Annotated in this window: 15 protein-coding genes; 11 read left to right on the plus strand and 4 right to left on the minus strand. The window is 53.0% G+C overall.

The window, feature by feature from the left end:
• Positions 1 to 8: 8 nt before the first annotated feature.
• Positions 9 to 1,034 carry a pepsin/retropepsin-like aspartic protease family protein gene (locus J7I43_RS07775; RefSeq protein ID WP_209144939.1) on the minus strand — a complete coding sequence of 342 codons (1,026 nt, stop codon included), beginning with the start codon at positions 1,032 to 1,034 and terminating at the stop codon, positions 9 to 11.
• A gap of 194 nt (positions 1,035 to 1,228) precedes the next feature.
• Between J7I43_RS07775 and leuC the strand changes: the two genes are divergently transcribed.
• The 8 genes from leuC (at position 1,229) to J7I43_RS07815 (ending at position 9,642) form a co-directional block, all read left to right on the plus strand.
• On the plus strand, positions 1,229 to 2,635 hold the full coding sequence (gene leuC, locus J7I43_RS07780) for a 3-isopropylmalate dehydratase large subunit (protein ID WP_209144941.1): 1,407 nt from the start codon (positions 1,229 to 1,231) through the stop codon (positions 2,633 to 2,635).
• A gap of 50 nt (positions 2,636 to 2,685) precedes the next feature.
• Positions 2,686 to 3,282 (plus strand): 3-isopropylmalate dehydratase small subunit, encoded by a 597-nt coding sequence (gene leuD / locus J7I43_RS07785; RefSeq protein ID WP_209144943.1) that lies wholly within the window; start codon positions 2,686 to 2,688, stop codon positions 3,280 to 3,282.
• A 1-nt stretch (position 3,283) separates the two neighbouring features.
• Complete coding sequence (locus J7I43_RS07790; RefSeq protein WP_209144945.1) at positions 3,284 to 4,807, plus strand: alpha-isopropylmalate synthase regulatory domain-containing protein; 1,524 nt, start codon at positions 3,284 to 3,286, stop codon at positions 4,805 to 4,807.
• 32 nt (positions 4,808 to 4,839) lie between these two features.
• On the plus strand, positions 4,840 to 5,913 hold the full coding sequence (leuB, locus tag J7I43_RS07795) for a 3-isopropylmalate dehydrogenase (protein WP_236023303.1): 1,074 nt from the start codon (positions 4,840 to 4,842) through the stop codon (positions 5,911 to 5,913).
• 240 nt (positions 5,914 to 6,153) lie between these two features.
• On the plus strand, positions 6,154 to 7,374 hold the full coding sequence (locus tag J7I43_RS07800; protein ID WP_209144947.1) for a sialidase family protein: 1,221 nt from the start codon (positions 6,154 to 6,156) through the stop codon (positions 7,372 to 7,374).
• A 115-nt stretch (positions 7,375 to 7,489) separates the two neighbouring features.
• The gene (locus J7I43_RS07805) at positions 7,490 to 7,981 is read left to right on the plus strand and encodes a MarR family winged helix-turn-helix transcriptional regulator (protein WP_209144948.1); all 492 of its coding nucleotides are present in this window, start codon (positions 7,490 to 7,492) and stop codon (positions 7,979 to 7,981) included.
• A gap of 53 nt (positions 7,982 to 8,034) precedes the next feature.
• On the plus strand, positions 8,035 to 8,442 hold the full coding sequence (locus J7I43_RS07810) for a Dabb family protein (RefSeq protein ID WP_209144950.1): 408 nt from the start codon (positions 8,035 to 8,037) through the stop codon (positions 8,440 to 8,442).
• 24 nt (positions 8,443 to 8,466) lie between these two features.
• Positions 8,467 to 9,642, plus strand: coding sequence for an exo-beta-N-acetylmuramidase NamZ family protein (locus J7I43_RS07815; RefSeq protein ID WP_209144952.1), 1,176 nt, complete (start codon positions 8,467 to 8,469; stop codon positions 9,640 to 9,642).
• Positions 9,643 to 9,725: 83 nt separating this feature from the next.
• Here J7I43_RS07815 and J7I43_RS07820 read toward each other — a convergent pair whose 3' ends face one another.
• Together J7I43_RS07820 and J7I43_RS07825 are read right to left on the minus strand one after the other, a co-directional pair.
• A complete protein-coding gene (locus tag J7I43_RS07820; protein ID WP_209144954.1) occupies positions 9,726 to 10,307 on the minus strand; it encodes a peptide deformylase in 582 nt (193 codons plus the stop codon).
• A 45-nt stretch (positions 10,308 to 10,352) separates the two neighbouring features.
• Positions 10,353 to 10,919 carry a Crp/Fnr family transcriptional regulator gene (locus tag J7I43_RS07825; RefSeq protein ID WP_209144956.1) on the minus strand — a complete coding sequence of 189 codons (567 nt, stop codon included), beginning with the start codon at positions 10,917 to 10,919 and terminating at the stop codon, positions 10,353 to 10,355.
• A 131-nt stretch (positions 10,920 to 11,050) separates the two neighbouring features.
• On the opposite strand from J7I43_RS07825, the gene J7I43_RS07830 reads away from it, so the two are divergent.
• On the plus strand, positions 11,051 to 11,560 hold the full coding sequence (locus J7I43_RS07830; RefSeq protein ID WP_209144958.1) for a VOC family protein: 510 nt from the start codon (positions 11,051 to 11,053) through the stop codon (positions 11,558 to 11,560).
• A gap of 303 nt (positions 11,561 to 11,863) precedes the next feature.
• On the opposite strand, the gene J7I43_RS07835 is transcribed toward J7I43_RS07830, so the two are convergent.
• Positions 11,864 to 12,211, minus strand: a complete 348-nt coding sequence (locus tag J7I43_RS07835; RefSeq protein ID WP_209144960.1) for a nuclear transport factor 2 family protein — start codon at positions 12,209 to 12,211, stop codon at positions 11,864 to 11,866.
• A 54-nt stretch (positions 12,212 to 12,265) separates the two neighbouring features.
• Between J7I43_RS07835 and J7I43_RS07840 the strand changes: the two genes are divergently transcribed.
• Both J7I43_RS07840 and J7I43_RS07845 read left to right on the plus strand, forming a co-directional pair.
• Positions 12,266 to 12,847 (plus strand): PhnA domain-containing protein, encoded by a 582-nt coding sequence (locus J7I43_RS07840; protein ID WP_209144962.1) that lies wholly within the window; start codon positions 12,266 to 12,268, stop codon positions 12,845 to 12,847.
• A gap of 24 nt (positions 12,848 to 12,871) precedes the next feature.
• Positions 12,872 to 13,813: a carboxylesterase family protein gene (locus tag J7I43_RS07845; RefSeq protein ID WP_209144964.1), complete on the plus strand. Its 942-nt coding sequence runs from the start codon at positions 12,872 to 12,874 to the stop codon at positions 13,811 to 13,813.
• Position 13,814 lies beyond the last annotated feature (1 nt).

Here is a 13,814-nt window from a genome sequence, read left to right on the forward strand (position 1 = left end):
GCATTGTCTTATTTTTCGAGTATCAGCATTTCGCGCCGGTTGTCCAGCGTCCAGCGGCTGAATTTATTCAGTACTCCTTTGCCCAGCAGGTAGGTTTTGACGGTTTTACCGGAAGTGAGGATCACATTGCGAATGGTGAACGAGCCGATCTGCAGCTGCGGCAGCCGGTAGATCTTCACCTGCATCGGCTGATCGTTGGCTACGCGGTAAGTGCCTTCGCCGAGGTAATCCTGCGGGCTGAGCAGTTTCAGTTCCAGCAGCCGGTTCACCAGTGAATCAGACACCAGCAGGTCGTCTGCCCCGCTGTCCAGCGTCCAGGCATTGATGAACGGGCCGATCTTCACTTTTACTTTCGTGGTATTTTGCAGCTGCAGTACATACACAGTATCCGCATCCGGCCCCGAGATGTCGTTGCGTGAGGCATCGCTCCAGGCGGTGATGTGACCGGAAGTTTTGAGGATATCCCCGCAATTATACCTGATCTCATTGCTGAGCAGGGAATTTTCGTCTACCATCTCATCCAGCATTTCCGCGGTCATTTTCTTTTTCTGAATGACTTTAACGGCGCAGTCGCAATACTGCTCGATCTCCGCCCTACGGCCGCTGTCTTTTTCCTCAAACAGGTACCGCTTCACCATATTGTCGCGGAAACGCCTGATATGCGCGGAAGTGAAGAAAATGTTGCTTTTGCTGCCGGCTTCGTAACATTCGCGGTATTCCTTTTCCAGGAGGGAATCCTGTTTCACCAGTTCGGTGATCGCATTTTGTTTGTACTTCTTTTGGAACGTTTTGATCTTTTGCATGGGATACCGCCTGTCCAGCCGGGAAAGCATGCATTCGCAGATACTGTTTGCTTCCGGGCTGTTTTCCCCGCCGCCGATATCTCTCCGGCAGTTTCGCAGGTATTCCACTTTCAGGAACAGCGGATATCCTTCTTTGGACATTACATAATCCTTTTGCGTATACACCGGCTGGCAAAAAACCGGAAGGGAAAAAAGCAGCGCTGCGAAGGCAAGGAAAGGGATTGGTCTCATACACATTTTTGGATGGGCAAAAATAAGGAATATGAATGAATATTTTTAATGTGAATTGATAATCAATAGGATAGAAGATATGTAAAAAAAGTGTATGCATATTTTTTTATCCATGATTAGAAGAAATCTACCTAAATTCTATAAAATCCGGATAAAATTTAAGAATTTCGGGGTTACGTTTTAAAATATACAAAATGAGCCAAGTACCCGCTACCTTATTTGACAAAGTATGGGATTCGCATGTAGTCAGAAAAATTGAAGACGGACCGGATGTATTTTTTATCGACCGGCATTTCATTCACGAGGTAACCAGCCCGGTTGCCTTCCTGGGACTTGAAAACCGCGGGGTGAAAGTAATGTTCCCGGGGAAGACGTTCGCCACGGCAGACCACAACACGCCCACCATCAACCAGCATTTGCCTGTACAGGACCCGCTTTCGGCTAACCAGCTGAAAGCCCTGGAAACCAATACCGCCAAATACGGCATTTCCCACTGGGGCCTCGGTAACCCGAAAAACGGCATCGTGCACGTGGTAGGGCCCGAAAACGGCATTACCTTGCCGGGCATGACCATCGTATGCGGTGATTCCCACACCTCCACCCATGGCGCTTTTGGCGCTATCGCCTTTGGTATCGGCACTTCCGAGGTGGAAATGGTGCTTTCTTCCCAATGCATCATGCAGCCCAAGCCGAAGAAAATGCGCATCAACGTAAACGGCAGGCTTGGCAAAGGCATTACGCCCAAAGACGTGACCCTTTACATTATTTCGCAGCTCACCGCGGCCGGCGCTACCGGCTATTTCGTGGAGTATGCCGGTGAAGTGTTTGAGAACATGAGCATGGAAGGGCGCATGACCGTATGCAACATGAGTATCGAAATGGGCGCCCGCGGCGGCATTATCGCGCCGGACGAAACTACCTTCGCTTACATCAAGGGCCGCGAAAAAGCGCCGCAGGGCGCAGCCTGGGACAAAGCCCTGGCGTACTGGAAAACATTGAAAACAGACGAAGGCGCCGCCTTCGACAAAGAATATCATTTCAACGCGGCAGACATCGAGCCGATGATCACTTACGGCACCAACCCGGGCATGGGCATGGGCATCACCGGGCACATCCCCGCCGCGGAAAACGGCGGCGGCAGCAAGGCCAGCTACGAAAAATCGCTGGAATACATGGGCTTCGCCGAAGAAGAAAGCATGATCGGCAAAAAAGTGGACTACGTGTTCATCGGCAGCTGCACCAATGGCCGCATCGAAGATTTCCGCGCATTTGCGCAGATCGTAAAAGGCCGTAAAAAAGCCGAGCACGTTACCGCCTGGATCGTGCCGGGCTCGCACATCGTGGAGCAGCAGATCAAAGACGAAGGCATTCTCGACATCCTGACCGAAGCAGGCTTCCAGCTGCGCCAGCCGGGCTGTTCGGCCTGCCTCGCCATGAACGACGACAAAGTGCCCGCCGGCAAATACGCCGTGAGCACCAGCAACCGCAACTTCGAAGGAAGGCAGGGCCCCGGCTCACGCACGATGCTCGCCAGTCCGCTGGTAGCGGCCGCTGCGGCGGTAACCGGCGTAGTGACGGACCCCCGCACCCTCATGGCTTAATTGGGGGCTTGATTTTAAACAATTAAAAAAAGACGCGAACAGCAAATACAATGGCTTACGATAAATTCACGGTATTAAAGAGCACTGCGGTGCCTATGCCAATTGAAAATGTGGACACAGACCAGATCATCCCCGCGCGCTTCCTGAAAGCGACGGAGCGTAAAGGTTTCGGCGATAATCTTTTCCGCGACTGGCGTTTCAATAACGACGATACGCCCAAGCAGGACTTCGTGCTCAATAATCCCATCTACTCCGGTAAAATACTGGTGGCCGGCAAGAACTTCGGCAGCGGCAGCAGCCGCGAGCACGCGGCATGGGCCATCTACGATTACGGTTTCCGTTGCGTGGTGAGCAGTTTTTTTGCGGACATTTTCAAGAACAACTCGCTCAACATCGGCATCCTGCCGGTAACGGTGACCCCGGCTTTCCTCGACAAGATCTTCACCGCCATCGAAGCGGACCCGAAGGCGGAGCTGACCGTTGACCTGGACAAACAGTCCATCACCATCGACGCCACCGGCGAAAGCGAATCGTTCGACATCAACAGCTACAAAAAACACAACCTCATGAACGGCTTCGACGATATCGATTATCTGCAGGCCATGAAAGAGGAAATAGCGGCATTCGCCGAAAAAAGCCTGTACTAACATGCCCAGTTCCCCACGATACATCGAGGTGATGGATACCACGCTCCGCGACGGAGAACAAACCAGCGGGGTGTCTTTCTCCCCGTCTGAGAAACTCACCATCGCGCAGCTGCTTTTAACGGAAGTGAAGGTGGACAGGATCGAGATCGCCTCGGCCCGTGTGTCTGAAGGAGAGTTCGCCGCTGTAAAGGCCATTACCAAATGGGCGAAGGCAAGCGGGTTGCTGCACAAAGTGGAAGTGCTCACTTTCGTGGATGGCGAGGTATCTGTGAACTGGATGAAAGATGCCGGCGCAAAAGTGATGAACCTGCTCACCAAAGGTTCGCTCAACCACCTTACGCACCAGCTCAAAAAGAAACCGGAGCAGCACTTCGCGGAAATCGCCGCGGTGATTACACTCGCACTGAAAAAAGGGCTGGAATGCAACGTATACCTCGAAGACTGGAGCAATGGCATGCGTCATTCCCGCGAATACGTCTGGCAGTACCTGGACTTCCTGCAAACGCAGCCCGTTAAACGCGTGATGCTGCCGGATACGCTCGGCGTGCTTGTACCCTCCGAAGTATATGCATACATTTCCGAAACGGTGCAGCGTTACCCGCAGCTGCATTTCGATTTTCACGCCCATAACGATTACGACCTGGGCACAGCCAACGTGCTGGAAGGATTGAAAGCCGGCGCGCACGGCATACACCTCACCATCAACGGCATGGGCGAGCGCGCGGGCAATGCGCCGCTGGCGAGCGCGATCGCGGTGATGAACGATTTTCTGCCCACCGTGAAAACCGGCGTGGCGGAAAGTTCGCTTTACACCGTGAGCAAACTCGTTGAAACCTTCTCCGGCTTCCGCATCCCGGCGAACAAACCGGTGGTGGGAGAGAACGTGTTCACGCAAACCGCGGGCATTCATGCGGACGGCGACAAAAAGCACAAACTCTACTTCAGCGACCTGATGCCCGAACGTTTCGGCCGCCAGCGCAAATACGCGCTCGGCAAAACCAGCGGCAAGGCCAATATCGAGAACAACCTCGCGCAGCTGGGCATCCAGCTTTCCGAACCGGACCTCAAAAAGGTGACCCAGCGCATCATCGAACTGGGCGACAGGAAAGAAGTGGTGACACAGGCGGACCTTCCCTACATCATCTCCGATATTCTCGACAGCAACACGATCGAGGAAAAAGTAAAAATAGAGAATTACGTGCTGACCCATTCCAAAGCCCTCAAACCTTCCGTAACGCTGCGCATCTCCGTGAAAGGCGAGCTGTATGAAGAACATTCGCAGGGCGACGGGCAGTACGACGCTTTTATGAACGCGCTTAAAAAAGTCTATAAAGCCCGCAAGCAGGAACTGCCCGTGCTCACGGACTACGCGGTGCGCATCCCGCCCGGCGGCAAAAGCGACGCTCTTTGCGAAACCATCATCACCTGGCGTTACAACAACCGCGAGTTCAAAACACGCGGGCTGGACAGCGACCAAACCGTTTCCGCGATCAAAGCGACGCAAAAAATGCTCAACCTGATCTGACATCCGATCAAAAATTTCACTATCACCATATCATGGCAACAAAACATATACTCATTGTTCCGGGAGACGGAATCGGGCAGGAAGTAACGGCAGTCGGCAAAAAAGTGCTGGACAAAATCGCCGCGAAATTCGGTCACACATTTACTTACGACGAAGCGCTGATCGGTCATGTGGCTATCGAAGCCACCGGCGTTCCGCTGCCGGACGAATCGCTCGAAAAGATGCGTAAAAGCGACGCGGTGCTTTTCGGCGCTGTTGGTCACCCGAAATACGACAACGATCCTTCCGCGAAAGTGCGCCCCGAGCAGGGCCTGCTGAAAATGCGCAAAGAGCTCGGTCTTTATGCGAACCTTCGCCCCATCAAATTATTCGACGAGCTGCTGGGCGCTTCCAGCATCAAACCGGAAATACTCAAAGGCGCCGACATCCTGTTCTTCCGCGAACTGACCGGCGACATCTATTTCGGTGAGAAAGGCCGCAAAAACAATGGGGACACGGCTTTCGATATTGCGGAATACAGCCGCTTCGAAGTGGAGCGCATCGCCCGCAAAGCGTTTGAAGCTGCGCGCACCCGCCGCAAAAAACTCTGTTCCGTAGACAAAGCGAACGTGATCGAAACTTCGCGCCTGTGGAGGGAAGTGATCCAGAAGATCGCGCCGGAATATCCCGATGTGGAAGTAGAACATCAGTTCGTAGACGCCACCGCCATGCTGCTGATCAAAGACCCGCGCCGTTTCGACGTAGTGGTAACGGCCAACCTGTTTGGAGACATCCTTACGGACGAAGCTTCGCAGATCGCCGGTTCCATGGGCATGCTGGCATCCGCGTCTGTCGGCGACGGCACGGGTGTATACGAGCCCATCCACGGTTCCGCGCACGACATTACCGGCAAAGGCGTGGCAAACCCGCTTGCGTCTATCCTTTCCGCAGCTTTGCTGCTGGACATTTCCTTCGGCATGAAAGCGGAATCGGAAGCGGTGATCGCTGCGGTAGACAAAGTGCTGAAAGAAGGCTGGCGCACAAGAGATATCGCAGACGCAGCTACGCCGGCGGATAAGATCCTCGGCACCGACAGGATCGGGGAGGAAGTGCTGAAATTCATCTAAGGCATCATTTTATTACGAATAAGAAAAAGTACAGGTGATTGCGCCTGTACTTTTTTTATTGACGGGTAGGGAAGTCACTTAAAGACATATATGTCATACATATATTTCATCACTATTTTTAAAAGAATAATTGCCTGTAACCCTTATTGACAATAAATAAATCAAAATTTGGCGTTTTCAGTAAACGTGATTATATTTAATATGTAGAACATATCTACTTTACCCTAAAACCACGTTGTCATGAAAAGTTCCATCATTTTGCTATCCTTCCTTTTCCTGGCCTGCGTCAAAAAAACGAGCAGTCCGCCAGACGGCCCGGAGCCATCCTCTTCCATCGAAATGAAATCCGTTGCCGCCGCGGCAACGCCTTATCACAACAGCCAGGTGCTGTTCAACGGCGGCAACGAGAGCATTTATCATTCTTTCCGCATTCCTTCCATCGTCAAAACCAAAAACGGCACCCTGATCGCGTTTGCCGAAGGGCGCCGCTGGAGCCCGAGCGACTGGGGAGACATCAATCTCGTGTTCAAACGTTCCTTCGACAACGGCAGCACCTGGACGGCCCTCGGCGAGGTGGTGGGCAGCGGCAACGGCACCTGGGGCAATCCCACCGCGGTGTACGACTGGAACAAAGGCACTAACGGCCGCGTATGGGTGTTTATGAGCTGGAACGACGGTACCAAGACCGCCTGGAGCGACATCCAGGCATGGGGCGACCGGCGTGTGTTCTCTTCTTACAGCGACGATCACGGCGCCACCTGGAGCACGCCGCAGGACATGAGCGCCACGCTGCTGCCGCCGAATTACAAATGGGACGCGATGGGCCCCGGCATCGGTATACAGACCATGCAGGGCAGCACTGCGGGCCGGCTTATCATTCCCGCCTACGGCCGCAACATTTACAGCGACGATCATGGCGTAACCTGGCAATACCAGCTGATACCCGGCGGAACAGACGAAGGCACCATCGTGGAGCGGATGGACGGCACATTGCTGCGCAACGACAGGCCCGGCACCACGGAATGGAACGCTGCTAAAAAACGGAGAAAATCCATCGGCAGCATACCCGGGACCTTCGGCGCATGGAGCATCGATAATACCCTCAACGATCCCAAATGCGAAGGCTCGATGATCCGCTATAACACGGACGCGCCGCACCGCATCATTTTCCTCAATCCCAACCATTCTTCCAAACGCTGCAACATGACGGTGCGCATCAGTTACGACGATGGCGCCACCTGGCCCATCAGCCGCGCCGTGTTTAACTGGAACACCTGCGATTATGCGCCCATTACCGTTGCAAAAGGCGGTTACAGCAGCATGATCAAAACATCGGACTATGCGGTGGCCGCGCTCATCGAGATCAACGAAGACGTGCATGCCAGCGCCACGAGCAATAAATCCATCGAGTTTCACAAGTTCAACCTGCCGTGGATACTCAACGGCGCGACGGAGCCCTGATATACCTCTTTTCGATCTGTACCGTTACCGGCGGGGCGCTTCGGTGTTTCTGCCGGTTTTTTTTATGCCTGACACGAAAAACGCAGCCCGGTTAAAAATTGAGTACTTTTAAACTATGAGCATCGTGAACCAACTGGAAGAACTGGCGCTGGCTACCCGGCTGAAACGGCTGGCAGACCGCCTTTCCGCTGATGTCAGCAGGGTATACAAGGAATCGGAACTGGATTTTGAGGCCAAATGGTTCCTCATTCTCGAGCTGCTGAGCCGCGAAAAAGTGCTGGGCATCACGGAGATATCCGACTCGCTGGGGATCAGTCACCCCGCGGTAGTGCAACTGGCAGACCAGATGCTGGGCCAGGGCCTCATCAAGGCTTCGGTAGACGAAAAAGACGCGCGCCGCCGCCTGATCTCGCTGACGCCCGCCGGCAAACAGATGCACAAAAAGATCGGGCCGATGCTGGAGATCATCCGCGAGGAGAACCGCAAATGGCTGGCTTCGGCGGAACACAACCTGCTGGCGGTGCTCTCCGAGCTGGAAACCTCGCTGGACGAAAAAAGCATGTACAAACGCATCAAAATGGCATTGCTGGACCGCACCGAACGTTGATTTCCGTTTTTGCCCGCGGTTTATTATTTTGAGGACCTCAACCCGAACCAAATATGCAAAGAACGAACAGACGCAAATTCCTGGGCACCGCCGCGGCCATCGCCGCCGGCACCGCCGCTTCGGCCATGCCGCAACCCGCCGCCAAAAACAAATACCCGCTGGTGCACCATGTATTTTTCTGGCTGAAAAACCCGAATTCTAAAGAAGACCGCGACAAACTCGTGGCGGGCCTCAAAACCCTCTCGAAGATCCCGACCGTGAAGGAACTGCGTGTAGGCGTAGTGGCCAGCACCGAAAAAAGGGACGTGGTAGACGTGAGCTGGGGCGTTTCCGAACTGATGTTCTTCGAAGACCTCGCCGGCCAGGAAACATACCAGACGCACCCCATCCACCTCGAGTTCATCAAAAACTGCAGTCCCCTCTGGGATAAAGTGATCGTTTACGACGCGATCGACGTATAAATTTTTCTAGTCTAAATCGACATCATGCGGCTACAGCTCCTCATTTTCCTCGTTTTATCGTTTTCCGCGGCAGCCGTTGCACAGGTGCCCGGCGCCGACCAGACGGACGTTTACCTCCCGCTCCTGAAAGGCAAAAAAGTAGGTATGGTGGTGAACCAGACCTCCGTGATCGGCGAACGCCTGAGCGTGGACAGCCTGCACGCCCTCGGCGTCAACATCAAAATGGTATTCGGCCCCGAGCACGGTTTCCGCGGAAATGCCTCCAACGGGGCGGAAGTAGGCGATGAAAAAGACCCGGCCACCGGTATTCCCATCATCTCGCTGTACGGGCAGAAAAGACAGCCTACGCCGAAGGAAATGGCCGCGCTCGACGTGCTGATATTCGATATTGCAGACGTGGGCTGCCGCTTTTATACCAATATCAACACCCTCGCCGAAGTGATGGACGCCTGCGCCAAAGCCAACAAAGAGCTCATCATTTTCGACCGCCCCAACCCAAACGGATTTGTGGACGGGCCCATCCTGGACATGGAAAATAAATCGGGCATCGGTAAATTTCCCATTCCCATCACGCATGGCATGACCATCGGGGAGTTTGCACAGATGGTGAACGGGGAAGGCTGGCTGCCGAACAAAACAAAATGCAAAATTAAAGTGATCAAAGTGAAGGATTACCGGCATGATATGTATTACACCATGCCCGTGAGCCCTTCGCCGAATCTCAATACACAACAGTCTGTAATACTGTACCCTTCGCTTTGCCTGTTTGAGGGCACCATCGTAAGCCAGGGGCGCGGCACGTACATGCCGTTCACCGTACTGGGCGCGCCCGCGCTGAAAGGCATTTTCGATTTTACGTTCAAACCGGTGAGCATACCCGGCAAGTCTGAAACTCCGCTTCACCAAAATGAAACCTGCTATGGCATCGACCTGCGGCAGTACGACGAAAAAGCCCTGCACGCCGCGGGCAAGGTCAATATCCGCTGGATCATGGACATGTACAAGGCTTATCCTTACAAAGACAAGTTCTTCGACCGCAGCCAGAGCGCTCAAATAGGCGACATCAACAAACTGGCCGGGGTAAAGGCTTTCAAGCAGCAGATCATTGCAGGCGCAAGCGAAGAAGAGATCCGCAAAAGCTGGGAACCGGGATTGAGCCGGTATAAACAAATGCGGAAGAAATACGTTTTATATCCTTAATCCGTCATGATAACACGGATCAGAATTTTTGTTGAAAAATATGGCCGTTATCTGTGGTTTGCAGGTGCGGCCAACACGGCCTGTTAAATAAATTTCATCGGGTAAGCTGTTTTTATCTGCCCCTTTTCTATCTTCTTCAATTTTCCGCCCAATAACTTTTTTGTTATCCCGCTTAAATGATCGGTGAGCAAAATACCTTCAATATGATCATATTCATGCTGTATCATCCGCGCCGTCATGCCGTGAAAAGTGTGCCTGCGGGGAATAAAATCTTTATCGGAATACGTGATCGTAACCGACCATGGCCGCCTGATATTACCGGTGATGCCGGGAATGCTTAAACAACCTTCTTCATCTTCCCACATAATTCCCGTGCGGCTTTCGATGTGCGCGTTGATAAAGGTTTCGCGGATGCCGTCGTCGCCGGGATGGAAATAATGCGCGCGGCCTTCCACGTCCAGCTGTTCGTAAGTGGAGTGGCTGTCAACTATAAACAATCGTAATGATCTTCCGGTCTGCGGCGCCGCCAGCCCGCATCCGTTGGCATGGTACATCGTTTCCCAAAGCGAGCCGATCAGTTCCTTCAACCGGGGAAATTCCTTTGAAACATCGGCGCATGGCTGCCGCAGCGCGGCGTGTCCGTATGCAAGAATGGGCATTTTCATATTGCAAAAATGCGCCGCCCGCGTTTCCCGGGCAATGAACCTATGTTAAGAAATCTGTTTCCTGATCCGGCTAAGGCCCTGCGGCGTAATGCCGATGTAAGAAGCCACGTATTTCAGCGGCACCTGTCGGAGGATATGAGGCTGTTCGGTGAACAGTTGCAGGTAACGTTCTTTGGCGGTGTATTTCAACAACGACAATTCGCGGCGGCTTTTGGCGAGGAACAGCTGTTCGGCCGCAAACCGCCCGAGATAATTGCCGGCCTGCGTTTGGGCGTACACTTTTTGTAAATCGCTGTGACTTATGCTCCACAATGTAAGGTTGCTCAGCGCCTGCAATGTATATTCAGAAGGCATCCTGGTGAGGAAGGAATCGTAGGCGCAGGTAAATTCTTTATGAAAACTGAAATGGAATGTGAGATCGTTTTCTTCGCCCGGCACGAAAAACCGCACCATGCCCGATTCGATGAATGACAGGTATTCTTCCCTGGCGCCGGCCGCGATGATCGTTTCGCCTTTGCGGAAAGTTCTGCGCGTGAAATGCGCGGCAATGAACTGCCATTCGTTTTCCTGCAAGCGGATGATGTTGTCGTAATATTCACGGAGGTATCCCATCAGGGCTAAATTACGTAATTCCGGCAGAACGGCGGGAATGTCGCAAAATACCCTCAGAAATGTCGGGGTTACACCGGGCCGGAATAAAAACCCCGCGCTACATTTGTATCAACAAACAAAAAACATTCACTATGGAAAAGAGAATAAGCACACAAAAGATCACACCAAACCTTTGGTTCGCTTTAAATGCGGAAGAAGCGATCAAATTTTACCTGACGATATTCAAGAACAGCAAAACGGGCCGTTCCACTTATTACGGCGAAGAAGGTTTTGAGATACACAAAATACCCGCAGGCACGCTCATGACGCAGGAATTTTACCTGGAAGGGCAGGAGTTCCTGGCGCTGAACGGCGGCCCCTATTTCACGTTCAACGAGGCCATCTCTTTCGTGATCAACTGCGATACGCAGGAAGAAGTGGATTATTACTGGGAGAAACTCACGGAAGGCGGCCCCGCCGAATCGCAGATGTGCGGCTGGCTGAAAGACAAGTTCGGCGTATCCTGGCAGGTAGTGCCCACCGAACTGACGGAGATGATGTTGGATAAGGACAAAGACCGCGTGGCCCGTGTCAACAAAGAAGTGCTCAGCTCCAAAAAACTGGACCTGAACAGGATCCGCGCCGCTTACAACGGAAAATAACAACCTTGGTTGCCGATATAAAAAAGCAGTCCCGGCATTGCGCCGGGACTTTTTCAGTGGCCTCCGGGAATAAATTGTATTTGCCCGCATGAAACCCCTCACGGACAAACAATACCTGCTGGAACGTTTCCCCGGCAAAGGCGGCTGAACGTATGCGCGCATCCCCGAAATATTGTCGGTCAACGTGCCTTTCGGCATGTTCAGGGTGAAGGGCTAAACGCGAAGAAACACACGTGATCAGGCTGGCGAAGGCCATGGAGCGGCTTTCGCGCAGGAAGAAATTTTACCGGTCTGCGAAATAACCTACCGGTTCATCTGGTAAGTATACAGTTTTTTTATCTTCCCGTTCTCCATTTCAAATACATCGCAGAATACGGCATCGAGTTGGTTGCCGTCCTTAAAACTCGCCTTCACGGCGCCTTCCGCGATCACCACATTATTTTCTTCAGACATTCTCGATATCGTGATCCCCGGTTTGCCGGTGAACGCATCGTTGTGTATCTCGCCGGCAAAGGCCGTTTTGCCTTTGATGTCGATAAAACCGGGCATGTACCAGGCCACGTCTTCGGTAAGGCAGGACAGTATCTTGGCGTCGTTCCCTTCGTTGAAGCCTTCGATGTACAGTTCGACCGTTTGTTTGTTTTCTGACATAAAAAAGGTTTAAATGTTTAAATATACTAGTTTTGTGCGCCTAAAAAAGAGGTTATGATCCAGGAAGAGCAATTAAAAAGCCGGAGCGGAAATCAATGCGAAATGTGCGCTTCCGGCAACGGGCTGAAAACGTACGTGTTGCCGCAAACGCCCGCCGGTATTAAAGACGATGCCGTATACCTTTGCGGTAAATGCCTCGTGCAGGTGGAAAAACAGGAAGAGCCGGACCACGCTCACTGGCAATGCCTTGGCACGGCCATGTGGAGCGAAGTGCCCGCCGTGCAGGTGCTGGCCTGGCGCATGCTGAGCCGGATGCGGCAGGAAAGCTGGGCGCAGGAAAAACTGGACATGATGTACCTCGACGACGAAACCCTTGCCTGGGCGAGGGCCGCGGGCGACGCGGATAACGATGGCACGGTGGACCTTCACCGGGACTGCAACGGCAACCAGCTGCGTAACGACGATACCGTGGTGCTCACCAAATCGCTGGACGTAAAAGGCACTTCGCTGAACGCCAAAATGGGCACGGTCGTGAAAAACATCCGGCTGGTACCGGACAATACAGAGCAGATCGAAGGAAAGATCGAAGGTCAACTGATCGTGATATTGACAAAATATATAAGAAAACAAGGCTGACGGTTTTTTTAGTAAATTAAGGGTATGAAAAAGCCCCTGTTCTTCCTTACCGTTCTGTTTAGCCTCATTGTACAGGCCCGCGCGCAGCAAACGCCCGGCAAATTCACCATAGAGATCAATTACCTGCTCGCTCTTCCCGAAGGGTATGCGGCAGGTACCGCTAAAAAATGGCCGCTCGTGCTGTTCCTGCACGGTTCCGGCGAAAGCGGCAACGATCTTGAGAAAGTAAAAGTGCATGCCCTTCCCAAACTGCTGGAAGAAGGCAAAAAATTCCCCTTCATCGTGGTCAGCCCGCAATCCAGCGGGTTCGGCTGGGACGCGGAGCAGCTCTACCGCCTGCTGCTCGATATCAAAAAGAAATACCGGGTAGACGACGACAGGGTATACCTTACCGGCCTGAGCATGGGCGGTTTCGGCACCTGGTCGCTCGCCGCGAGGCATCCCGAAACGTTTGCGGCCATCGCGCCGATATGCGGCGGCGGGAACCCGGAAGAAGCCTGGAAAATGCGTTACCTGCCCGTATGGTGTTTTCATGGCGCAAAAGATAATGTAGTGCCCATCACCGCCAGCCAGCGCATGATCACCGCGCTGAAACCGTTCCGTTCCGAAGTTAAATTCACCGTATATCCCGAAGCCGGCCACGACAGCTGGACCGAAACCTATAACAACGACAGCCTCTATACCTGGCTGCTCTCTCATTCCCGCCACCAGTTCAAACCCGTTACGCTGAGCGAAAAACAATTGTCTTCGCGCGAAGGGCTGTACGTGAGCGGTAAAGACACGGTGGTGATCACCGCGCAGAACGGAGGGCTGATGGCGAAACACGGCCCGCACACTACGCCGCTGAAAGCCGCGGCACCCGATATTTTCTACTGGGCTGAAAAACTGCCGATGGACGTGGAGTTCACCAAAGAAGGTTTTGTGTTGCGCAGGGATGTGGAAGAACGTTTCCGTAAAATCAAATAAC

It is taken from the genome of Chitinophaga chungangae, assembly GCF_017742215.1.
In the GTDB taxonomy this organism is placed as follows: domain Bacteria; phylum Bacteroidota; class Bacteroidia; order Chitinophagales; family Chitinophagaceae; genus Chitinophaga; species Chitinophaga chungangae.